This is a genomic window from Janthinobacterium sp. GW823-FHT01H08 (assembly GCF_058797855.1).
Genome location: NZ_CM179504.1, coordinates 4412475 through 4435285, shown reverse-complemented (window position 1 = coordinate 4435285; position 22811 = coordinate 4412475). Strand labels below are relative to the sequence as shown.

The following is a 22811-nucleotide window of genomic DNA, read 5'->3' as shown; positions in this document are numbered from 1 at the left end:
ACCTGCACGGCATGTCGCTCCCGGGCTTGGCAAGGTAAAATACGCTATGTCTACCTTACTTCCCACCCTGCTTGCCATTGAAACTTCGTCCGAACTCGCGTCCTGCGCCTTGTTGCGCGGCGATGTCGTCCTGTCCCGCGCCTCGTCGGGCGTGCGCACCCATTCCCAGTCGATCTTGCCCATGGTGCAGGAATTGCTGGCCGAAGCGGGCGTGACCCTGGCCGACGTCGACGCCATCGCCTACGGCTCCGGCCCCGGCTCGTTTACGGGCGTGCGCACGGCCTGCGGCATCGCGCAAGGCCTCGCCTATGGCGCCAAGCTGCCCGTCGTGCCCGTCGTCACGCTCGACGCGATGGCCCTCGCGTGCCACCAGCTGCATGGCGCACAGCACATCGTGACCGTGCTCGACGCCCGCATGGGCGAAGTGTACTGGGCGCAATATGACTATCAAGATGGCTTGCAAGCCGTCCTGCCGCCGGCCTTGAGCGCGCCGGCCGGCGTGGCGCCGCAAGGCGACGTGACCGGCTGCGGCAACGGCTTTGGTGCCTATGCCGAAGCGCTGGCCGCGTTGCCGTGCGCCGCCACGGCCAACGCCGCCATCATGCCGCACGCCGTGCAAGTGGCGCAGCTGGCGCGCATCGCCTTTGCGGCCGGCCAGTGCGTGACGGCGGCCGATGCGCAGCCTTTGTACTTGCGCAACAAGATCGCCTACACGAGTGCCGAGCGCCTCGACATGCAGGCCGCCAAGGCCGCTGCGGAGTCCGCGCAATGAGCGTAGCGGGCCAGGACAATGCTGCAGGCTGGGACTTGCTGCGCCTCGACTATCAGCCGATGCAGGAAGCAGACCTGTTGGAGGTGCTGGCGCTGGAACAGCGCGTGTACCCGCATCCCTGGACGCATGGCAACTTTGTCGATTCCCTCAAGAGCGGCTACCCGGCCTGGGTGCTGCGCGACGTGGACGGCACCTTGCTTGGCTATTTCTTGCTGATGCTGGTCGTCGACGAGGCGCACTTGCTCAACGTGGCCGTCGAGGGCGCCATCCAGGGCCAGGGGCTGGGCCGCTTCCTGCTGAACCAGTCCTGCGCCTGCGCGCGCCAGCTGGGCATGGAATCGATGCTGCTGGAAGTGCGTCCGTCGAATGTCCGCGCGCTTGATATTTACCAGCGTTATGGATTTGAACAGATAGGCCGGCGCAAGGGATACTATCCGGCCAGCAACTCGCAACGTGAGGACGCCATCGTGATGCGTTATACCTTATGAGCCGCAGCGCCGTTTTTCTCGATGAAATGGGCGTCGGCCCCTTGTGGCGCTTGCGCCAGGGCGCCGCACCCGAGGCTGTCGACGTCGTCGCTGAGGCCGCCGTGGAGGCGGAAGTGGCCGTGGCGGAACCCGTGGCCGAAGTTGCCGCAACCGTCGCTGTTCCGGCACCTGTGATCGAAATGCTGGCCGAGGTGGCAGTCGTGGACACTGTGGAGGTTGCTGCGCCCGTCGCCGTTGCCGCTACGCCAGTGCCTGCCGCCGCGCCCGACGACACGGCCTGGTTCGACGATGCGCCGCCACCGCCGCCCGCCAGACAGCTGAGCGATACTGACATCGCCGCCCTCGACTGGGAAGGCTTGACGTCGGCCGTCGCCAAGTGCGCGCGCTGCGACTTGTGCAAGACGCGCAAGGGCGTCGTCATGGGCCGTGGCGACCGCCAGGGCGATTGGCTGATGCTGGCCAGCAGTCCCTCGCGCCTGGAAGAGCGCGAAGGGCGCGCCTTGCCGGGCGAGCAGGGCAAGTTGCTCGACAATATGCTGAAAGCCATCGCCGTCGATGCGGCCAGCGACGTGTACATCACGCACTTGTTGAAATGCCGTCCGCTCGACGAGACGGGCCAGGAACGTTTGCCCACCGAGGCCGAGTCGGCCGCCTGCCGTCCGTATTTCGAGCGCGAACTGGCCCTGCTGCAGCCGCGCACCATTGTCACCCTCGGTTCGATGGCCGCCGCCGGCATCAATCCCGGCGAAAAACCCGTACGGGGCAAGGTGCGCCAGCTGGGCAGTGCGTCCGTCGTGGCCACCTTCCACCCAGAGCAACTGTTGCAGGACGAGACGGGCAAGGCCAAGGCGCGTGCCTGGGCCGACCTGTGCCTGGCGAAAAGCACGCACGGTGGGTGATACATTCCAGGTCCGCTTCGACCAGCGCTGGGGACATCTGACGCACCCCCGCGTGCGGGCGCTGGCCTGGCTGCTCGATTCGCCCGACTTGCTCGATCCTGCCAGCCCCCACTGGGGCGGGCGCATCGCCAGCTTGCCCCTAGTCACGCCTGCCGTGGCCGCGTGGCTGGGCGCGCTGCAGGACGATCCGTCGCCGCTCGATGCGGCGTTAGGACTGAAATTCTATTCCCGCCTGGGCCTGTATGCTGAAAAGCTGCTGGCCTTTTATTTTGAGCAGCATGGAGTATTGCAGGCGCATGGCTTGCAAGTGCAGGTGAACCGCAACGACACGGTGGGCGAGTTCGATTTCCTGCTGCGTGACGAGAGTGAATTATTGCACTGGGAATTCGCCACCAAGTTCTACCTGCTCGAAGGCGCGCCCGATCCCGGCGACTTCAACCATTTGATCGGCCCCAACCTGGCCGACACCCTGGGCTTGAAGATGCGCAAGATTCTCGACAAGCAACTGGCCTTGTCCCGCCATCCGGCCGCGCAAAGCCTGCTGGCGCAGCCCGTGCGCGCGGCGCAGGCGCTGGTCAAGGGCTGGCTGTTTTATGCGGCAGGCGTGACGCCCGCCATGGACGGTATTTCTCCGGAACATGGGCACGGTTTCTGGTGTACGCCGGCCCAACTGCCCGAGCAGCGTTATGTCGTGCTGCCGCGCCTGCAATGGCTGGCGCCGTTCAAGGGCCGCGACGTGGAAGTGCTCGACGTGGAGGTCCTGCGCGCGCAGTTGTTTGATCTGGCGCAACCGGTGATGGTGGCCACCGTGGATACTATCGAAGGCTGGGAAGTGGAGCGCACGCGCGGTTTTGTCGTGCCGCATGACTGGACGCAGCAGGCTGCCGCGCGGCGGATAGCGGGTGCGCTACCTGCGTAATGTTGGGGTCAGACCCGGCGGGTCTGACCCCGGAAGTTAATGCTTCTGCTCGCCAATCAATGACAAGTTGTCATGCTCAGCCTGGTTCAGCTTGTGCTTGCGCATGATGGCGTACATGGTGCCGGCAACGAACAGGCCGAACAGGGTGATGATGATGTTGAGCGGCAGGTGCAGACGGATCATGATCGAATACACGGCCAGCATGGTGAGAATCGACAGGTTTTCATTGAAGTTCTGCACGGCGATGGAATGGCCCGCGCTCATCAGCACGTGGCCGCGGTGTTGCAGCAGGGCATTCATGGGAACGACGAAGAAGCCGGACAGGGCGCCGATCAGGATCAGCAGCGGGTAGGCGATCCACACGGAGTGTACTTGCGTCATCATCATGACGATCACGCCCATGGCGATACCGAGCGGAATGACGGTCAGCGATTTGCGCAGCGGAATGAAGCGTGCCGACAGCACGGCGCCGGCGGCCACGCCGATGGCGACCACGCCGACCAGGCTGGTCGCCTTGTCGAACGGCATGTTCAGCGACTGCTTGGCCCATTCCAGCACGATCAGCTGCAAGGTGGCGCCGGCGCCCCAGAACAGGGTCGTCACGGCCAGGGTGATCTGGCCCAGCTTGTCTTTCCACAAGATGGAATAGCAATTGGCAAAATCGGTAATCAGTTTGATAGGATTGCGTTCCTGGTGTGGATATACGCAACCCGTGTCGGGAATCTTCAGGTTGGCCAGGGTCGCCAGCGCATAGATGCCCACCACGACGCACAAGGCCGCTTCCGTCTTGCTGGTGATGCCCGTGTCGACCAGCGGAATGTCGATCGACAGCAGCATGTCGGACACGTGGCCGCTGACGAGCGCGCCGCCCATGACGGTGCCGAGGATGATGGAAGTGACGGTCAAGCCTTCGATCCAGCCATTCGCCGCCACGAGCTTTTCCGGCGGCAGCAGTTCCGTCAGGATGCCGTACTTGGCGGGCGAATACACGGCCGCGCCGAAACCGACGACGGCGTAGGCCAGCAGCGGGTGCACGTGGAAGAAGACGAGGGCGCAGCCGAAGATCTTGACCATGTTGGCGATGAACATGACCTTGCCTTTCGGCAGAGCATCCGCGAAGGCGCCGACAAAAGCGGCCAACAGCACGTAAAACAGCACGAACGACAATTTGAGCAGCGGCGTGATCCACGCCGGGGATTTCATGGACACCAATAAATCGACGGCGACAAAAAAGAGGGCGTTATCTGCCAGCGAGGAAAAGAACTGCGCCGCCATGATGGTATAAAAACCACGATTCATTCTGGATTGCCTGAAATCATATCTGGCTTGCTTTATACCACGAAAAAACAGCAAACCCCAAGTTTGGCAGGGGCTGCTTTGCATAGTCTTGCCTAAGCGAAGCTTAATTTTTCTGCCGTAGAAAAATACACATATATGTGAGCATTTTATACATGGTGTCCTGGGCGCCGGTCTCGGGCGCGCTGCGGACCTGCTTGCGGCTCCCGCTTGCGGTCCATCCGGTAAAATACGGCTTTCCCACCCGCCGTGAACGACGCATATGCCCAGGCCCCTTATCGCCACCATCCATCTCGATGCCATGCAACACAATCTGGCGCGCGCGCGTGCCGGTGCCCGCGGCGCCAAGGTATGGGCCGTCGTCAAGGCGAATGCCTATGGTCACGGGCTGGAACGGGCCATGCGGGGCTTTGCCGAGGCCGATGGCCTGGCGCTGGTCGAGGTCGATTACGCCGTGCGCTTGCGCGAACTGGGCTGGACCAAACCCATCTTGCTGCTGGAAGGTTTTTTCGATGCCAGCGATTTGCCGGTCATGGCGCAGCACAATCTGAATGGCAGCGTGCATTGCGAAGAACAGATCGTCATGCTGGCAGCGGCCCGCTTGCCGCACGCCATCGACGTGCACCTGAAAATGAATACGGGCATGAACCGCCTGGGTTTCACGCCGGCTGCCGTGGCGGGTGCGTATGCGCGCCTGCGCGCCATGCCGCATATCGGCACGATCACCCTGATGACGCATTTCGCCAATGCGGACGAGGCGGGTCCCACGCGCTTGCCGTTGGAACAGCAGATGCTGCGTTTTGAGGCGGGCGCCTCCAGCATCGGTACGCCGCTGCCCCGCAGCCTGTGCAATTCGGCCGGCGTGCTGATGCACCATCTCGACAGCGACTGGGTGCGCCCCGGCATCATGCTGTATGGCGGCACACCCAGCGGCGCCCCGGGCGGTACGTCCGCGCAGGCGTTCGGCTTGCTGCCCACGATGACCTTGCGCAGCAGCATTATCGGCATCCAGGATATCGCCGCCGGCGACGTGGTCGGCTACGGCAGCCGCTATGAAGCGGCCGGCAACGTCAAGGTGGGCGTGGTGGCCTGCGGCTATGCGGACGGCTACCCGCGCCACGCGCCCGAAGGCACGCCCGTGCTGGTCGACGGCGTGCGCACGGGGCTGATCGGCCGGGTCTCGATGGACATGCTGATGGTCGACCTGACCCACGTGCCGGGCGCCAAGGTCGGCAGCAGCGTCACCTTGTGGGGGCAGGGCATGCCGATCGACGAGGTGGCGCTGGCCGCCGGCACCATCGGCTACGAGCTGATGTGCGCGCTGGCGCCGCGCGTACCGGTGATCGAAGCGTAGGGTGACGCGGAAGCGCGGTTTGTATATACTGTATATATAACCAGTTATTTCATTTTACCCGGGCAAAGTACACCATGGCAAAAGTCAAGACCATCTACACCTGCAGCGATTGCGGCGCCATCAGCAACAAATGGATGGGGCAATGCACCTCGTGCAACCAGTGGAATACCATGGTGGAAACTCTGCCCGAGACGGGCGGCAACAACCGCTATTCGAATCCGCAGCACATGTCGCTGGCGCAGACGGCGCCCGTGCTGTCGCTCGACGATATCGACGCCATCGACGTGCCCCGCTTCGGCACGGGCATCGAGGAATTCGACCGCGTGCTGGGCGGCGGCATGGTGGCGGGCGGCGTCGTGCTGATCGGCGGCGACCCCGGCATCGGCAAGTCGACCCTGCTGCTGCAGGCGCTGGCGAACATGTCGCACCACAAGCGCGTGCTGTACGTCAGCGGCGAGGAATCGGGCGCGCAGATCGCCCTGCGCGCCAAGCGCCTCGTCATCGACGCCAAGGAACTCAAATTGCAGGCGGAGATCCAGCTGGAAAAGATTCTTTCGACCTTGAACGACCTGAAGCCGGAAGTGGTGGTCATCGACTCGATCCAGACCGTGTATTCGGACGCCCTCAGCTCGGCGCCCGGTTCCGTGGCGCAAGTGCGCGAATGCGCGGCGCAGCTGACGCGGGCGGCCAAGCAGACGGGCGTGACGATCATTCTGGTCGGCCACGTGACGAAAGAGGGGGCGCTGGCCGGCCCGCGCGTGCTCGAGCATATCGTCGACACGGTGCTGTATTTCGAGGGCGACGCCCATTCCAGTTTCCGCCTCGTGCGCGCCATCAAGAACCGTTTCGGCGCCGTCAATGAGCTGGGGGTGTTCGCCATGACGGAAAAGGGCTTGAAAGGGGTGTCGAACCCGTCCGCGCTGTTTCTGTCGCAGCACGACAACCAGGTGCCTGGCTCGTGCGTGATGGTGACGCAGGAAGGCACGCGCCCCCTGCTGGTGGAAATCCAGGCCCTCGTCGATACGAGTCACTTGCCCAATGCGCGCCGGCTGTCCGTCGGCCTGGAGCAGAACCGCCTGGCCATGCTGCTGGCCGTGGCGCACCGCCATGCGGGCATCGCCGCCTTCGACCAGGATGTGTTCATCAACGCCGTCGGCGGCGTCAAAATCACGGAACCGGCGGCCGACCTGGCCGTGTTGTTGGCAATCAATTCGTCGATGCGCAACAAGCCCCTGCCGCGGGGGCTCGTGGTGTTTGGCGAAGTGGGACTGGCCGGCGAAATCCGCCCCGCGCCGCGGGGCCAGGAACGCTTGCGCGAAGCGGCCAAACTGGGCTTTACCCTGGCCGTGGTGCCCAAGTCCAACCTGCCGAAGCAAGTCATCGAAGGCCTCAAGGTCATCGGCGTCGAGCGCATCGACGAAGCGTTCAATAAATTGCGCGACCTGGAGTAAGAGTTGGTATGGTTTAAATGCCAAGCTTGAGGTAAGTCAAACAAAGTTTCCGTTTGGAACTATAATATTTGTCCGATGAATTCGCGTAGCGAGTTCGCGTCGACAATGAATTGATAGAGAAGCGGAATATAGTGTTAGTTGAGCAAAGGCAGGGCGCACGCAAGATATTGCGTGCCAAGGCAATGTTGGTGATGGACGGCGCGGACCCCGTGGCGGCGCGCACCCTTGACGTGGGGCCGGGCGGCATGACGGCCGTCATCGCGGAACCGCTGCCGGCAGGCAAGCAGGGCAAGGTGCTGTTCGAGCTGTTTTACGATGGCGCGGCGCACATCATTGAGGCGCGCGTGTCCGTCTCGCACTGCATTTTCAGCAGTGCAGGTTTCAAGGTGGGACTCACTTTCCCGCAGCTGGACATGGCTGTCAGCAGCGCCATTTCGAGATTCATGCGCTGAAACAAGATAAGATCGGCTGCAAATGAAATGCGCTAAAATGGTGCATATGGGTTTGCAGTCAGGAAAAACCTGTTCTGTTCGCTGTTTTGATATTTCGGTAATACTGCATAATTATCAACCAGAAGAGGGACCTTGCCGCGCCACGCGCGCCTGCCGTCCGTTTCCAGCGCAGCACGGTCAAGACCTGAACCGTGTGCCATGACCATACACCCGACGGGAATGCCTACCATGTTTAATTCGACCATCAACAGCAGGGCTTACACCAACAACACGCAGCAGACGACGCAGGGCAATATCTCGGCCGATGTGTATGCGAAGGTGGAGCGCCAGATGCAGTCGCAGAACACGGGCGTCGTCAAGCTCAACGCCAGCCTGGCGCGCGACCAGGCCAAATTCTCGGGCCTGGGCCAGCTGCAATCGGCGCTGGCAAAATTCCAGACCGTGGCCAAGAACATGGCCGGCAGCGGCCTGGCCACGTCGGCCACGTCGAGCGCCAAGGATGTGCTGAGCGCCACCACCACCGACAAGGCCGTCAGCGGCAGCCATGAGCTGAACGTCAAGCAACTCGCGCAGGGACAGACCCTGCTCAGCGGCGCGCAGAAATCGTCGAGCGCGGCCATCGGCACGGGGGCGCCGGCGCTGGTCAAAATCGAAGTGGGCACGGCCGACGGCAAGCAATTTACGCCCGGCAGCGGCAAGGTCATTTCGCTGACGATAGACAGCAGCAACAATAGCCTTGACGGTATCGCCGCCGCGCTCAAGCAGCAGGGCGTCGATGCCAGCGTGGTGAAGGGCGCCGATGGCTATTCGCTGGCCATCAATGGCAAGAGCGGCGCCGACAGCAGCATGCGCATCAGCGTGTCCGGCGACGCTGCCGTCAGCAACCTGCTCAGCTATGCACCCGGCGCCGGCAAGGGCCTGCAGCAGACGGCCGCCGCGCAGGATGCGCTGCTCACCGTCGACGGCAAGGAGATCAAGAGCGCCACGAATACCTTGACGACGGCGGTCGAGGGCGCCACCATCGAATTGAAGAAAAAGGGCACGACCGATCTCGTCATCGCCAAGGACAGCAGCCAGATCGCGACCAATGTGGCCAGCTTCGTCACGGCTTACAATGAACTCAACAGCAAGCTGCAAAGCCTGCAGCAGGGCGACTTGAAATCCGACACGGCCCTGGGTCAGGTGCGTTCGCAGATGGAGCAAGTGCTGCGCACGGCCAGCACGGGCGTGCCCGCCTCCATCCTCAGCAGTGCTGGCGTGACCTTGGGCAAAAGCGGAGAACTGGTGCTCGACGATAAAAAACTCAAGGCCGCCATCGCGGCCGATCCGGATGCCGTCAGCAAGTTGTTTACGAATAACGGCAAGGGCGTGGCGGACCAGTTTTCCAGCAAGATCGGCGAGCTGACAGGTGAAACGAGCATCATCCGCAAGGAAGTGCAGACGGTCGGCAAGGACATCACCACGCTGACCAACAAGAAAGCCGTGCTGGCCAAGGCGCTGACGGCCCAGGCGCAGGCGCTGATCAAAGCCTATTCGGCCCAGGAACAGATGGGAACGAACTCGGCCTTGCCGGGCTATACCGGCAAGAATTCGCTCTTCGACTTCATGGCCTGAGGGCGCACCGCTAAAGCGCCCATGGCGGTGTTGCACCGCCTTGCCCTGAGCACGATATCGGCGCGCTTGCTATATTCGTTCGCCCTGGGCAAAGAAGGCCGATGGCGAACTGCCGAAAGTCTTCTTGAACATGGCGGAAAAGGCCGACTGGCTGGCGTAGCCCAGTTCTTCGGCCACCTGCGACAGCGGCACGCCGCGCGCGATCAGGGGCGCCGCGTGCGCCAGGCGCACCTGCTGGCGCCACTGGCCAAAACTCATGCCCAATTCGCGTTCGAACAGCCGCGCCAGGGTGCGTTCCGAGGCGCCGACCAGCTGCGCCCAGTGTTCCAGGGTCTGATTCAGACCCGGTTTCTCGATCAGGCTGTCGCACAGGGTCTTCAGGCGCTTGTCGCTGGGCAAGGGGACGCGGATGGGGCGCGTGGCCGAGCGTTTCAATTCATCGAGGATCAGTTCGGCCAGCAGCGCTTCGCGCGCCGGTTCCTGGCCCGGGTCCAGCTGTTCCAGTGCCATGATCAGCTGGCGCAGCAGGTTCGACACTTCCAGCACCTTGCAATCCTGGCCCGCGAACGGCGCGCGTGCGGCGTGGATGCACAGGGGGCGCAAGCGGGTTTTTTCCAGTATCGTGACGGCATGCTCCACGTTGGGCGCGATCCAGATGGCGCGCATGGGCGGCAGCACCCAGCTGCTGTTGTTGGCAGTGATGCGCAGCACGCCTTCGAGCGCCATCGTGACCTGGCCCCAGGGGTGGGTATGCGGTAACAAGAATTCATCGGGTTGCAGGTCGCGCGCGATCATCGTCACGGGGATGGTCGCGCTGGGCGCTTCCCGCGGCGGACACATGCGGGTATGGTGGAGGATAGGTACACCCATCAGCTTGGCCTTAATTCGATAAATTATGTCATCCTGTCGGAAAACAGACGATGATATTTTGCATACACTTGAGCTTCACCAGTATAAGACAGGGTATGACATGATAACAACTAACTCAGCATCCGAACTTCCAACCTTGCGCAGCGATGCGCGCGTCATCGCCCTGGTGGGGCTGGCGCATGGCGTGTCGCACTTCTACCATCTGATCCTCGCGGCCCTGTTCGTCTGGCTGAAACCCGCATTCGATCTGTCGTATGCGGAGCTGGGCCTGCTGATGACGGTGTTTTTCATCATCTCGGGCGTGGGGCAGGCGCTGGCCGGCTTTGTCGTCGATCGCTTCGGCGCCCGCGCCGTGCTGTTTTCCGGCGTCTTTCTGCTGGGCGTGTCGGCGCTGGCCCTGTCCACCGCACACAGCTATGCGGCGCTGATGCTGGGCGCCATGCTGGCTGGCATGGGCAACAGCGTGTTCCATCCGGCCGACTATACCATCCTCAATCAGCGCGTTTCGGCGGCCCGCGTGGCCTACGGTTTTTCCGTGCATGGCATCAGCGGCAACATCGGCTGGGCCCTGGCACCGCTGTTCATGACGTATGTCGCCACCCATTATGACTGGCGAATCGCGCTGCAATGCGCGGCCGTGCTGCCGTTCGGCGTGCTGCTGATCCTGTTCCTGAACCGTCACGCCATCCGCCCCGAGCCTGTCAAGAAGGCCGCAGCGGGTCAGCCGGCTGGCGGCGAAGGCACCCTGGATTTCCTGCGCCTGCCCGCCGTGTGGATGTGCTTTGCCTTCTTCTTCATTACGGCCATCGCCCTGGGCGGCATCCAGAGCTTTGCCAGCGTGGCCCTCGTCAAGCTGTACGGCATGAGCCTGGCGTTGGCCACCAGCGCCTACACGGCCTATATGCTGGCCTCGGCTGTTGGCATGCTGGCCGGCGGCGTGGTGGGCGCGCGCAGCAAGCAGCCGGACCGCAACGTGGCGATCGCCTTTTCCGCCGCCGCGCTGCTGGCCGTGCTGCTGTCCATGGCCGTCGTGCCGGCCTGGGGCGCGGTGGTGCTGATGGGCGCCATCGGCTTGACCTCGGGCGTGGCGGGGCCGTCGCGCGACCTGATGATACGCGCGGCGGCGCCGAAGAATGCCACCGGGCGCGTGTATGGCGTCGTGTATTCGGGCCTCGACAGCGGCCTGGCCGTCGGCCCCCTGTTCTTTGGCGCGCTGATGGATGGCGACCATCCGGCCCTGTTGTTCGTGTTCATCGGCCTGTTCCAGGCGCTGGCGATTGCCACGGCCGTGGGAGTGGGCGGCAAAACACGTGCCGCCGCGCTGCAAAAGGCATAGAATCGTTGCCATCTGCTACGAAAGGAATCCCCATGACCTTTGCTACCACCGACCTGTGCGACGACTATGCTGCCATGCTCGACGACGGCACTCTGGCCGTGCTGCCGCCCGTGTACCGCGCTTTCGGCCAGCGCGTGCGTTTCAGCGGGCCCGCCACCACCTTGCAAGTGTTCGAGGATAACGCCCTCGTGCGCAGCACGCTGGAAACGCCGGGCCAGGGCCACGTGCTGGTCATCGATGGCGGCGGCAGCCTGCGCCGCGCGCTGGTGGGCGGTCAACTGGGCGTGCTGGCCGAAAGCAATGGCTGGGCCGGCATCGTTGTCGATGGCTGCATTCGCGACAGCGAGGAAATCAATGTCTGCCAGATCGGCGTGCGCGCCCTGGCCACGCATCCGCGCAAGAGCAACAAGACGGGCGCCGGCCAGCGCGACGTGCGCGTGCAGCTCAGCGGCGTGGCCGTGCATCCGGGCGACTGGATCTATGCCGATGCGGACGGCATCCTGGTAGCGCGGCAGGAACTCGATTGACGGCGCAGCGCGCCTGAAAGCGTTGCAAATTATCTACATTCAATATATTTCTGTAAAGTTCTTTGATTTTCATCAAGGCTGAGATATGATTTCACTTAAGGAAACTTTAATATCAATAAGGCAAGGAAATCAGATCATGAAAATCGCCACCATCGCAGCAGTTGTCGCCCTGTTTGCCGCAGGTACCGCCAGCGCCAGTCCCGTCAACCTGATTACGAACGGCAATTTTGACACGGTCGCTTCCGGCTACACCTTCGACAGCGGTTTTAAAGTCGTCAACAGCGGTTCTTCGGCCATCACGGGCTGGACTGTGGGCGCCAGCTCCGTCGACCTGATCCGCAATGCGTATAACGCCATCGATGGCTACAGCATCGATATGCTGGGAACGCCTGGTCCTGGTTTCCTGTCGCAAAATTTCAATGTCGTTGCCGGCCAGACTTACAATCTGAGCTTTGACATGGCGCGCAATTCCGGCGGCCCCGCAGGCCAGGGCGTGAGCGTCAATTTCGGTGGCGCGGCCGGTAATTTCTACTCGACCGCTGCCGCATCCAACACCTTGTACAGCAACACCCTGAGCTTCACTGCCGCTTCCACCGGCCTGGCGACCCTGTCGTTTGCCAGTGCCGCCAAGGCCGGCACGTCATTCGACAATTATTCGGGCGCCGTCATCGACAACGTGTCCGTGATGGCCGCCGTGCCGGAACCGGAAACCTACGCCATGCTGCTGGCCGGCCTGGGCCTGATGGGTTTCCTGCGCCGCCGCAAGGCTGCCAAGTAAGCCGGGGTTGCCCGACATCAAACCGCCTGCTGCCATGCACAGGCGGTTTTTTTACGTCAGGGGTCTTGCGCGCTGCCTGCGCCCAGCAGGAACAGCCACGGCAGCAGTTCAGGGATTCGCATCGGCATCGCCGCGCAACGGGCACGCCGCCGCTGCCGCCCCCATACGCCGCACCAGTTCGCCGCGCAACTGCGTCAGTCCATCGATGCGCGCATCGATTTCACCGAGCTTGCGCGCCAGCGCCGCGCGCAGCTGGTCAGCCGTGGCGGGATCGCCGGCGGCCGCCAGCAGCGGCATGTCGGCCTCGATTTCCGCCAGGGTAAAGCCCAGCTGCTGCGCTGTGCGCAGGTAGCGCAGCCAGTCGGCCGCCTCGGGCGGGTAGTCGCGGTAGCCGTTCGCGCCGCGCCGCGCGCGCAGCAAGCCCCGTTTTTCATAGAAGCGCAGGGTATCGCGGCTCAAGCCCGTCGCCTGCGCCATTTCGCCGATCTGCATGGTTCTTTTCTTTCATAAAATGCTTGACCATGGAGTGTACTCCAGCCTCGATCATGGGCGCTTTCCACTGACAGGAGTTCCCATGTTGTCCGTTTCCGCCTTTCGCCGCATGGTGCGCGCCAGCGCCATTTATGATGTGCTCATGACGGCCCCGTTTGCCACGCCGTGGACATTTTTGCTGCTGCGCGAGCACTTGACCGCCCTCAATGTGGGCCTGGGCGGCGCGCCGCTGCCTCCCTTCGAGCCCTTGCATCTGCTGATCAGCAGCTTGTTTGGCAGCGTGGTGATGGTCTGGTCCGTGCTGCGCATGCTCGACCCGCAGCCGCGCTTCGGCCGCTACGACGCGGCGGCCCGCTACCTGTTTTCCACCTGGATGGCGTGGGCGCTGCTGGAGACGGGCCAGCCCCTGTTGTGGCTGTTCCTCGTGCCGGAACTGGCCTGGGGCCTCGCGCAAAGCCTGCCTCTGCGCGCTCCCGCAGCCGGGCGGGAAGGGCGCGCGCGCGAATCGCTGTTGAGATGAATATAACGAAATGCAATAATGGCCGTGCTTTACAGCAATAAACGACTATTAAAGGAATGACTATGCAGCAGGATGCCGCAGGAAAAAACATGGCGTTGCTCGATCCGGTGGTGGCGCCGCGCATCGCGTTAACGCGCCTGGTGACGGGCCTGCTGCAAGGCTTGCTGCTGTACTGGCTGTACAGCACGGCGCAGGACAAGGTGTGGCCCGCCACGGAAGCCTACCTGCTGGGGCCGCTGATGCTGATTAGCTTGCTGCTGCCCATCCTGCTGGTGTCCAGCCTGGGCCATATGTCGGTGAAGCGCATCGCCCTGTGGATGGCGGGCGCCGCCGTCGTGCTGGCCGTGCTGGCCTGGCACGATGTGGCGCGCGGCGCTGAACATGTGATCTGGGGTAATTACAAGCCGGGCGCGCCCCTGCGCGTCATTTCCGCCCAGCTGTTCGGTTTCTGCGTCGTCGGCTTGTATATCGCCCATGCGCTGGTGTTGGCCAGCGCCCAGGATGGCCAGCGCATCGCCCGCTATCCGACCTACTTTGAAATCGCCTGGAAGCTGGGCATCCAGCTGCTGTTCTCCCTGCTGTTCGTGCTGGGCCTGTGGCTGGTGCTGTGGCTGGGCGGGCAGCTGTTTCTGCTGATTAAGCTCAGTTTCCTGAAAAAGCTGCTGGGCCAGGCCTGGTTCGTGATTCCCGTCATCTGCTTCGCGTTCTCGTTCGCCATCCACATTACGGACGTGCGCCCATCCATCGTGCGCGGCATCCGCACCTTGCTGCTGGTGCTGCTGTCGTGGCTGGTGCCGATTGCCGCCGTGCTCGTCTCCGGCTTCCTGCTGACCTTGCCATTCATCGGCTTCGAGCGCCTGTGGGCCACGCGCCATGCGGCGTCCGTGTTGCTGGGCATGGCCGGCGTGCTGGTGGTGCTGATCAATGCCGCCTTCCAGAATGGCGAAGTGGGCCATGGCGTGGCGCGCGGCATCCGCCTCGGCACGCGCCTGGCATGTTTGCTGCTGCCGTGGGTGGTCGGCATCGCCATCTATGCGCTGACCCTGCGCGTGATGTCGCATGGCTGGACCTCCGACCGCTTGATCGCCGCCGCCTGCCTGCTGATCGCCACCTGCTACGCCGCCGGCTATGCCTGGGCGGCCAGCAAGTACGGCGACTGGCTGCACCTGATCGCCAACGTCAACGTGGCGACCGCCTTTGTTACCCTGCTGGTGTTGTTCGCCCTGTTCTCGCCGCTGGCCGACCCGGCGCGCATTTCCGTGGCCAGCCAGATGGCGCGCCTGGAAAGCGGCAAGGTTGGCGTGGACAAGTTCGATTTCGAGTACCTGCGCTTCCAGGGCGCCCGCTACGGCCAAGCCGCCTTGCAGGAACTCAAGACGCGCACGACGGGCCCGGACGCCGCCATCGTGCGGGCCCGTGCCGAGGCCATGCTCAAGCGCCAGAACCGTCTCGACGAGACGGGCGCGCTGAGCGACGTGTCGATCAACCTGACCCTGCGCCCGGCCACGGCCAAGCTGCCGCAGAGTTTCCTGCGCCAGGACTGGACGCAAGTGAGCCCGGCCTGGCGCCTGCCCGCCTGCCTGAAGCGGGCAGGGCCCCAGTGCGACGCCTACCTGCTCGATTTCGATGGCGACGGCAAGCAGGAAGTATTGCTTATCAGCAATGACCCGCGCGCCTCTTCCGTCTTGCTGGCGGAGAAGGACGACGGCAGCTGGACCGCGCGCGGGCAAATCCCCACCGACGCCCTGCGCTGCAAGCCCCTGCGCGAAAAACTGCAGGCGGGCGAATTCCAGCTGGTGCCGCCGAAAGTGCGCGAGCTGGAAGTCGACGGCCAGCGCGTACCGATGACCTTGTATACGCCAGAGGACGAGGTCAGCTGCCCGGAGGAGACGGCGCCGGGTCCCTGAATGGCCATCCAGGTCAGGCCGTTGGCAAGCACGCTGGTCATGATGCTGGAGTCGCTCAAGGTGATTATTTCGATATTCTTATAGGTTTGCACAATGGCATATGACAGGATTGATTGGCATTCTGGTGGAAAATATCCCGATGATTTGCCGGAAGAGCATGGCGGCATCCATATCGGCATGTTCCTGGCCTGGCTGGTTCACCAGGACATGGCGAGCAATTTCCACCGCACGGATTCCGCCGGGGAGTTAAGGCGCCTGCTCAGTCGGGAAATTACCGGACTACAATTTCTGATTGATGCTTGCGATGGCAAACTATGGGAAGAAGATCTCAACGATCAGGGCAATGCTTTCGCCGTTGACTATTACGACGCAAAGTCGGCATTTGCCCGACAGCATGGCAGTTTTCTGCAAGACTATTGCGACGTGTTCAACCGTCACGCCGCCGCGCACGGCTTTGAGTATCCGAGCGTCTATCACGTCGAGAATACCTGGGAGAAATTCGATCAACTGAAACCCATCCTCGACCAGCGCTACAGCCAATGGCAAGCGTGGTCGGCCGATCCCGTCAACCGTCATGGCGATCCAAAAGCCCAGTTTCTTCACGCTTGCCAGGAAGTCGGGAAATTTCTCGCGCCCCATGGCTTTAAGCCCAACAAGGCAGGAACCGTTTGGAAGAAGGTGGCTGCCGATAAGGACACCGTTTTCGAGGTGTCGTTCGAGCCCGAGCGCTATAATTCCCGCAGCGATGTCCGCATGAAGGTCGACCTTTCCATCGCCAGCAAGGCCCTCAAGAAGTGGCTTGCGGAGAAGGGCGGCGGAGCTGGTTACGATGGCGCCGTTCTGTTCGGCGGCCTGCTTCGATCCGAAAAAGATGCCAGCGCCATGATCTGGCAGGTGGCGGGTTCGACGGCGCGTTCCTCGATTGAGCAGATGTGCCACTTGCTTGCCGAACGCGCGCTGCCGCTGTTCTCCTTGTTCGCCGATCGTCCGCGGGCGCTTGAACATCTTGCGTCGCATGGGGGCGGTTTTCCCGCCATTTGCGATCCATCGTCTACCCCTTTGTCATTCCTGTTGTGCTTCGGGACGCAGGAACAGGCGCAGCGTTTTTTCACTGGATACTTTTCTTCCAGGCCATCCCCATGGCGGCGCAATATCATCCAGACATTCACCAGGCTTCAAGCAGGCGAGGTGTGGGCATCTTCTGCCTACTCGAACGAAAGCGACATCAAGCTGGCGTTTCAAAGCGGCCTGATGTTGCCGCAAAAATCCTGACTTTCGTATCGCCGCTGTAGCAGTCGTCCGGCTGATACAGCATGTGCCTGTACGCGCCGCCTTGTGCCTTGTCGCCGCCGTGCCGCGCTTCTAGACTGGGGCCTTCTCCACGCTGCGACTGCCTGCCATGACCGAACTTCTGCCCCTGATGAGTTATTGCTTTGTGATGTCCGCCACCCCCGGGCCCAACAACGTCATGCTGGCCACCACCGGCGCCAATTTCGGCTATCGGGGGGCGCTGCCGGTGATCCTCGGCATCCAGGCCGGCATCTTTGTGCAGACCATGCTCATGTGCGTGGGGTTGGGCAGCGTGTTCGTCGCGTACCCGATGGCGCAGCAGCTGCTGCGCATCGCGGGCGCGCTGTACCTGATGTTTTTGGCGTGGAAGCTGGCCGGCGCCTCGGTGGCGGGAAGCAGCGCGCCGAAGGCGGTGTCGTTTGCGCAGGCGGCGCTGTTTCAGGCGCTGAATCCCAAGAGCTGGCTCAAGGCGATCACCATGGCGTCGGTCTTCATGCCGGCGCACGGCAACATGCTCGCCGGCGCGCTGCTGGTGTCCGTGACCGGCACCGTGGTGGGCATGCCGTGCAACGCCATGTGGGCGCTGTTCGGCGTGTCGATCCGCAGCGTGCTGAAAGCACCGCGCAACCAGCGCATCTTCAATCTGGCGATGGGCGCCATCCTGCTGGTCCTCGCCCTGACGTTTTTACGCTAGACTTGCGCCATGTTCGCCATCGACCGCTCCTCACCCATTCCCCTGTTCAAGCAGATCGAGGCCGCACTGCGCCAGCAGATCGCGCAACGCGTGCTGCCTGGCGGGACCAGGCTGCCGTCGATCCGCCAGCTCGCCACGCAGCTTGCGGTCAGCACCAACACCGTGGTGGTCGCGTATGACAGGCTGGTGGCTGCAGGCGTCATCGATACGCACGGCACGACAGGCTTCTTCGTCTGCGCACCGGCTGACGCCGGCCGCGCCATTCCCGACGAGGTGGCGCTGGAAGCGGGACAGGAGCAGGAGGCGGTCTGGCTGAGCCAGCAAGTGAACGACCAGCGGCCGGGCGTGCTGCTGGCCAGCAGCGGCGCCTTGCCGCCCACCTGGCTGCAGGACGCGCTGCCGGCGGCCGCCGTGCAACGCGGTCTGGCGCGCAGCGCGGCCGGCATGGCTTCGCGCTGCCCGCCGCAAGGGCTGGCCGAGCTGCGCGAGCAGATCGCGCTGCTGTTGCGCGGTATCGGCATCGCGGCGGACGCCAGCCACATCCTCACCACGTTCGGCGGCACCCATGCCATCGACCTGATCTGCCGCACGTTCCTGCAGCCCGGCGATACGGTGCTGGTGGAAGACCCCGGATACTTCCTGATGTTCGGCAGGCTGCGCCAGGACGGCGTGCGCCTGGTGCCCATCCGGCGCCGGCCCGATGGCCTCGATCTGGACGAGCTGGAAGCGGCTTGCCGCACGCACCGTCCGCGCCTGCTGTTCATGCAGACGGCCTTGCACAATCCCACCGGGTGGAGCAGCAGCGCCGCCAACCTGCACAAGGTGCTGATCATGGCGCAGCAGTACGGCTTCCTGATCGCCGAAGACGACGTGCACGGCCATTTCCAGCCGGGCCACAGCACGCGGCTGGCGTCGCTGTCCGGACTGGACGGCGTGATCTACTACTCGAGCCTGTGCAAGGCGCTGAGCCCGGCCCTGCGCATGGGCTACCTGGCCGCGGCGCCTTCCCTGCTCAAGCCCTTGATGCGCACCAAGATCCATTCCATCATGACCTTGCCTGCGCTGAACGAATACGTGCTGCTGGAAGTGCTCAAGGCCGGCAATCTGCGCAAGCACCTGGAGCGGCTGCAACGCAAGATCATGGTGGCGCGCAACGCCAGCACGCGTCAGCTGAGCACGGCCGGCGTGCTGTTCGAGCAGCCGGGCGACGCAGGCATTTTCCTGTGGGGCAGCATGCCCGAAGGGCTGGACGTGGACTTGCTGGTGCAGGATGCCTACCGCAACAAGATTCTGCTGATGTGCGGCGCCGCGTTCTCGGCCAACGACACGCCAGACCAGCACATCCGCTTCAACGTCGCCTTCAGCCAGCATCCGCGCGTGAGCGCCTACCTGGAAGAACGCCTGCGCGCGGTGGCTGGCGCGCGCTCAAGCCTGGCCCGCGCCCGCGCCGCCGCCAGCATCGAGGGCAAGTCCTGAGCATAGTCCGCGCCTTTCTTCAGTATTTATTGATATTCTGGAGGAACGCTTTTTTCGTAAGCGTGTCAATTTGGTATGCCGTCCTTCGTCGCAGGGAAGGCGCACCGCTTGCCCATCCCACCTTCACCAAGGAAGCAAGGAACCGCCATGAACAAACAGATCATCCTCAACCTGCCCGTGAAGGAACTGGATAAATCCAGGGCCTTCTTTTCCGCGCTCGGCTTCACCTTCAATTCCCGCTTCAGCGGCGAGAACGCGGCATTCATGAACATCGTCGAAGGCAGCATCGAGGCCATGCTGACGACCGAACCGTTCTTCCGGTCCCTGATCGACAAGCCGCTCGCGGATGCCCGGCAAGCCAATGAAGTCGTCATTTGCCTCAGTTGCGAAAGCCGGGAAGAGGTGGACAGCCTGATCGCCAAGGCCGCCGCCGCTGGCGGCCGCATACCGCATCCGCCCGAAGACCATGGCTTCATGTATGACCAGGGCTTCGAGGATATCGACGGCCACCTGTGGAACCTGGTCTGGACGGCGCCGCAAGCCTGACGCGCCGGGTCAGCAGACAGGCGGGATCAGTTCTTCGTGCGCACCTGGCGCACGTGGTTTTCCAGTTCGCTGAACGAGGGGCGTTCCGTGGCGGAAATGACCTTGCGGCCGAATTCCACGGCCAGCGCCGGCGCGTAGCCATTCAGGCTGGCCAATAACGTCACTTTCACGCACTGGTACATCTTCGCCGTTTCATGGTGCTTGCGGCGCAGCAAGCTGGCCAGCGGCGCGATGAAGCCGTAGGCCAGCAAAATGCCGATGAAGGTGCCCACCAGCGCCTGTGCGATCAGCACGCCCAGCTCGGCCGGCGGCAAGCCGACGGAGGCCATCGTATGCACCACGCCCATCACGGCGGCCACGATGCCGAAGGCCGGCATGGCGTCGGCCAGCTGCGAAATCGTCTGGATCGGCATTTCCGCGTCTTCATGGTGCGTTTCGATCTCGTTATCCATCAGATTTTCGATCTGGTAGGCGTCCATATTGCCCGACACCATCAGGCGCAGATAATCGGTGATGAATTCCAGGATGTGCTCGTCACCGAGCGTGTACGGGTATTTCACGAAGATGGCGCTGCGGTAGGGGTCGTCGATATCGTCCTCGACCGACATCAAGCCTTCCTTGCGGATCTTGCTGAGGATTTCATACATCAACCCCATCAGCTCCATGTAGCGCGCCTTCGTATATTGCGAGCCGTGGAACAGGGTGGGCAGGGCGGCGAACGTGGCGCGGATGGCCTTGGCGTCATTGCCGACAAAGAAGGTGCCCAGCGCGGCGCCGCCGATCATCAGCAGTTCCAGCGGCTGGAACAGGGCGCCCAAGTGTCCCCCCTGCATGGCGAAGCCGCCGAAGACGGAAAACAGCACGACGAGAAATCCGAGTATGACTAGCAAAACCTACTCCTTCATAATATTGCCATATCGCAATATTATAGTTTAACCTGATTCTGCCGCTGTGGCCGCTTCCGGCTGCAATTGCTGGATGAGAAAATTGATAAAAGCGCGCACTTTGGCGGGCAACTGGTGGCGGCTCGGGTAGTAGGCGTACAGGTCGGCCGGCGCCAGCGTATAGTCGGCCAGCACCACGCGCAGGCGGCCGCTGTCGAGGTAGCGCGCCAGGTCCCATTCCGAACGCAGCAGGATGCCGTGCCCGTCCAGCGCCCAGCCCAGCACCACGTCGCCGTCGTTGCTGGCCACCGTGCCGCGCACCTTCACCGTGTGGCTGGCGCGGCCACGGCTCAAACGCCAGATGCCGTAGGCGTCGTCGTTCTGCCGGTGCACGATGCAGCGGTGCTGCGCCAGGTCGTCCGGTGTCCGCGGCGTGCCGTGCGCCTGCAGGTAGGCGGGTGAGGCGCACAGGAAGCGCCGGTTCGACATGATGCGCCGCGCCGACAGTCGCGTGTCGGGCAAGTCGCCGAAGCGGATACCCAGGTCGTACGCCTGCTCGACCAGGTTGATGGGGCTGTCCGTCAGCTGCAGCTGCACTTCCAGCTGCGGGTGGCGCAGCGCGAATTGCGACAGCAGGGGCGCGATCACCGTGCGCCCGAAGCCCAGGGTGGCATTCACGCGCAGCAGGCCGCGCGGCTCGGCGCCGCCGCTGGCCAAGGACTCTTCCATGGCGCGGATATCGTCGAGGATCTGCCGCGCCTGCCGCAGATAGCTTTCGCCGTCGCCCGTCAGGCTGATGCGCCGCGTGCTGCGGTTGAGCAAACGCACGCCCAGGCGCTGCTCCATCAGCACCAATCGCTTGCTGACGGCGGGCGGCGTGATGCCCAGTTCGCGCGCCGTGGCCGACAGGCTGCCCAGCTTGGCCAGCAGCACAAAGAAGGCCATTTCCGTGGTGGCGTCCGTTTTCATGGTTCATCTTTTACTTCAAGTGAATAATGCTTTAAATTGATATCGATTATATGGTTTTGTATCGCGGGTAAGCTGGCGTCATTGTTTTCAACTACAGGAGAGCCGCATGAAAATCGTCGAGATCCGCGAAAAGACCATCCCCATCTCTTCCCCCATCCGCAACGCCTACATCGATTTCACGAAGATGACCTTAAGCCTGGTGGCCGTCGTCACCGACGTGATGCGCGACGGCAAGCCCGTCGTTGGCTACGGTTTCAATTCGAACGGCCGCTACGGCCAGGGCATGCTGATGCGCGAGCGTTTCATTCCCCGCATCCTCGACGCAGATCCCGCCTCGCTCGTCACGGACGACGGCGCCAACCTCGATCCGCACAAGGTGTGGGATTGCATGTACACCAATGAAAAGCCGGGCGGCCATGGCGAGCGCTCGGTGGCCATCGGCACCATCGACATGGCCATCTGGGATGCCGTGGCGAAGATCGAGAACAAACCGCTGTTCCAGCTGCTGGCCGAGCGCCACGGCACGGGCGTGCCCGACAAACAGGTCTTCGTGTATGCGGCGGGCGGCTATTATTACCCGGGCCAGAGCCTTTCCGCCCTGCAGGACGAGATGCGCAGCTATGTCGACCGCGGCTACACGGTGGTCAAGAAAAAGATCGGCGGCGCCTCGCTGGACGAGGATTTGCGCCGCATCGACGCCATCATGGAGGTGCTGCAGGATGGGCAGAAGCTGTGCGTGGACGCCAACGGGCGCTTCGATCTCGACACCTCGATCGCCTACGCCAAGGCGCTGCGTGAATATGACTTGTTCTGGTACGAGGAGGCGGGCGATCCGCTCGACTTCGAGCTGCAAGCGACCCTGCGCAGCTATTACGACAAGCCCATGGCGACGGGCGAAAACCTGTTTTCCATGCAGGATGCGCGCAACCTGATCCGCTACGGCGGCATGCGCGCCGACCGCGACTGGCTGCAGTTCGATTGCGCCCTCAGCTACGGCCTGGTGGAATATTTGCGCACCCTGGACATGCTGCACCAGCACGGCTGGTCGCGCAGCCGCTGCATCCCGCACGGCGGTCATCAGATGTCCTTGAATATCGCGGCGGGCCTGGGCCTGGGCGGCAATGAATCGTATCCGGATTTATTTCAGCCGTTCGGCGGCTTTCCCGACGGCGTGCGCGTGGAAAACGGCCACATCACCATGCCGGACCTGGTCGGCATCGGCTTCGAGGGCAAGGCGAATTTGTATGCGGAAATGCGGGCGCTGAGCGGGCAATAAC

Annotated in this window: 23 protein-coding genes; 18 read left to right on the top strand and 5 right to left on the bottom strand. The window is 63.1% G+C overall.

Annotated elements, in window-relative coordinates:
- The first annotated feature begins 46 nt into the window (after positions 1 to 46).
- From tsaB to AC3RCG_RS19865, 4 genes are read left to right on the top strand one after another with little or no spacing between them, the layout of a single operon-like run.
- Positions 47 to 772, top strand: coding sequence for a tRNA (adenosine(37)-N6)-threonylcarbamoyltransferase complex dimerization subunit type 1 TsaB (tsaB, locus tag AC3RCG_RS19880; RefSeq protein WP_492403117.1), 726 nt, complete (start codon positions 47 to 49; stop codon positions 770 to 772).
- On the top strand, positions 769 to 1260 hold the full coding sequence (gene rimI, locus AC3RCG_RS19875; RefSeq protein WP_070288702.1) for a ribosomal protein S18-alanine N-acetyltransferase: 492 nt from the start codon (positions 769 to 771) through the stop codon (positions 1258 to 1260). Before tsaB ends, rimI begins: the two co-directional genes overlap by 4 nt.
- Positions 1257 to 2159 (top strand): uracil-DNA glycosylase, encoded by a 903-nt coding sequence (locus AC3RCG_RS19870; protein WP_492403115.1) that lies wholly within the window; start codon positions 1257 to 1259, stop codon positions 2157 to 2159. Before rimI ends, AC3RCG_RS19870 begins: the two co-directional genes overlap by 4 nt.
- A complete protein-coding gene (locus tag AC3RCG_RS19865; protein ID WP_492403113.1) occupies positions 2152 to 3078 on the top strand; it encodes a DUF1853 family protein in 927 nt (308 codons plus the stop codon). The genes AC3RCG_RS19870 and AC3RCG_RS19865 overlap by 8 nt, the downstream gene beginning before the upstream one ends.
- A 36-nt stretch (positions 3079 to 3114) precedes the next feature.
- Here the strand turns inward: AC3RCG_RS19865 and lplT are convergent, their stop codons facing one another.
- Entirely contained in the window at positions 3115 to 4377 is a 1263-nt protein-coding gene (gene lplT, locus AC3RCG_RS19860) for a lysophospholipid transporter LplT (RefSeq protein ID WP_070288699.1), read from the bottom strand.
- 259 nt (positions 4378 to 4636) lie between these two features.
- On the opposite strand from lplT, the gene alr reads away from it, so the two are divergent.
- The 4 genes from alr to fliD all read left to right on the top strand — a co-directional run bounded on the left by alr (position 4637) and on the right by fliD (position 9245).
- Entirely contained in the window at positions 4637 to 5728 is a 1092-nt protein-coding gene (alr, locus tag AC3RCG_RS19855; protein ID WP_492403111.1) for an alanine racemase, read from the top strand.
- A 74-nt stretch (positions 5729 to 5802) separates the two neighbouring features.
- Positions 5803 to 7179, top strand: a complete 1377-nt coding sequence (radA, locus tag AC3RCG_RS19850; RefSeq protein WP_046683923.1) for a DNA repair protein RadA — start codon at positions 5803 to 5805, stop codon at positions 7177 to 7179.
- Between the two features lie 131 nt (positions 7180 to 7310).
- A complete protein-coding gene (locus tag AC3RCG_RS19845) occupies positions 7311 to 7631 on the top strand; it encodes a PilZ domain-containing protein (RefSeq protein ID WP_257218134.1) in 321 nt (106 codons plus the stop codon).
- Positions 7632 to 7859: 228 nt separating this feature from the next.
- A complete protein-coding gene (gene fliD, locus AC3RCG_RS19840) occupies positions 7860 to 9245 on the top strand; it encodes a flagellar filament capping protein FliD (RefSeq protein WP_070288697.1) in 1386 nt (461 codons plus the stop codon).
- Between the two features lie 69 nt (positions 9246 to 9314).
- On the opposite strand, the gene AC3RCG_RS19835 is transcribed toward fliD, so the two are convergent.
- Entirely contained in the window at positions 9315 to 10115 is an 801-nt protein-coding gene (locus AC3RCG_RS19835; protein ID WP_162995742.1) for an AraC family transcriptional regulator, read from the bottom strand.
- A 100-nt stretch (positions 10116 to 10215) separates the two neighbouring features.
- Between AC3RCG_RS19835 and AC3RCG_RS19830 the strand changes: the two genes are divergently transcribed.
- From AC3RCG_RS19830 to AC3RCG_RS19820, 3 genes are all read left to right on the top strand, one after another.
- Entirely contained in the window at positions 10216 to 11451 is a 1236-nt protein-coding gene (locus tag AC3RCG_RS19830; RefSeq protein ID WP_070311415.1) for an MFS transporter, read from the top strand.
- 32 nt (positions 11452 to 11483) lie between these two features.
- Positions 11484 to 11978, top strand: coding sequence for a ribonuclease E activity regulator RraA (rraA, locus tag AC3RCG_RS19825; RefSeq protein WP_070223974.1), 495 nt, complete (start codon positions 11484 to 11486; stop codon positions 11976 to 11978).
- Between the two features lie 136 nt (positions 11979 to 12114).
- Entirely contained in the window at positions 12115 to 12756 is a 642-nt protein-coding gene (locus AC3RCG_RS19820; protein ID WP_070311416.1) for a choice-of-anchor C family PEP-CTERM protein, read from the top strand.
- A 108-nt stretch (positions 12757 to 12864) separates the two neighbouring features.
- Here the strand turns inward: AC3RCG_RS19820 and AC3RCG_RS19815 are convergent, their stop codons facing one another.
- Positions 12865 to 13248, bottom strand: a complete 384-nt coding sequence (locus AC3RCG_RS19815) for a MerR family transcriptional regulator (protein WP_436495958.1) — start codon at positions 13246 to 13248, stop codon at positions 12865 to 12867.
- An 82-nt stretch (positions 13249 to 13330) separates the two neighbouring features.
- On the opposite strand from AC3RCG_RS19815, the gene AC3RCG_RS19810 reads away from it, so the two are divergent.
- The 6 genes from AC3RCG_RS19810 to AC3RCG_RS19785 all read left to right on the top strand — a co-directional run bounded on the left by AC3RCG_RS19810 (position 13331) and on the right by AC3RCG_RS19785 (position 19681).
- Positions 13331 to 13768, top strand: coding sequence for a hypothetical protein (locus AC3RCG_RS19810; protein ID WP_492403106.1), 438 nt, complete (start codon positions 13331 to 13333; stop codon positions 13766 to 13768).
- 89 nt (positions 13769 to 13857) lie between these two features.
- Positions 13858 to 15675: a DUF4153 domain-containing protein gene (locus tag AC3RCG_RS19805; protein WP_492403104.1), complete on the top strand. Its 1818-nt coding sequence runs from the start codon at positions 13858 to 13860 to the stop codon at positions 15673 to 15675.
- Positions 15676 to 15768: 93 nt separating this feature from the next.
- Positions 15769 to 16947, top strand: coding sequence for a DUF7832 domain-containing protein (locus AC3RCG_RS19800; protein WP_070288691.1), 1179 nt, complete (start codon positions 15769 to 15771; stop codon positions 16945 to 16947).
- Positions 16948 to 17113: 166 nt separating this feature from the next.
- Complete coding sequence (locus AC3RCG_RS19795; RefSeq protein ID WP_240453408.1) at positions 17114 to 17659, top strand: LysE family translocator; 546 nt, start codon at positions 17114 to 17116, stop codon at positions 17657 to 17659.
- Between the two features lie 9 nt (positions 17660 to 17668).
- Complete coding sequence (locus tag AC3RCG_RS19790) at positions 17669 to 19135, top strand: aminotransferase-like domain-containing protein (protein WP_492403102.1); 1467 nt, start codon at positions 17669 to 17671, stop codon at positions 19133 to 19135.
- A 147-nt stretch (positions 19136 to 19282) separates the two neighbouring features.
- On the top strand, positions 19283 to 19681 hold the full coding sequence (locus AC3RCG_RS19785; RefSeq protein WP_070311425.1) for a VOC family protein: 399 nt from the start codon (positions 19283 to 19285) through the stop codon (positions 19679 to 19681).
- Between the two features lie 26 nt (positions 19682 to 19707).
- Here AC3RCG_RS19785 and motA read toward each other — a convergent pair whose 3' ends face one another.
- Both motA and AC3RCG_RS19775 read right to left on the bottom strand, forming a co-directional pair.
- Positions 19708 to 20571, bottom strand: coding sequence for a flagellar motor stator protein MotA (gene motA / locus AC3RCG_RS19780; protein ID WP_035820336.1), 864 nt, complete (start codon positions 20569 to 20571; stop codon positions 19708 to 19710).
- Positions 20572 to 20613: 42 nt separating this feature from the next.
- A complete protein-coding gene (locus tag AC3RCG_RS19775) occupies positions 20614 to 21534 on the bottom strand; it encodes a LysR family transcriptional regulator (protein ID WP_070288687.1) in 921 nt (306 codons plus the stop codon).
- Between the two features lie 106 nt (positions 21535 to 21640).
- Between AC3RCG_RS19775 and AC3RCG_RS19770 the strand changes: the two genes are divergently transcribed.
- On the top strand, positions 21641 to 22810 hold the full coding sequence (locus tag AC3RCG_RS19770; protein WP_099411169.1) for a mandelate racemase/muconate lactonizing enzyme family protein: 1170 nt from the start codon (positions 21641 to 21643) through the stop codon (positions 22808 to 22810).
- The last annotated feature ends 1 nt before the right edge of the window (position 22811 follow it).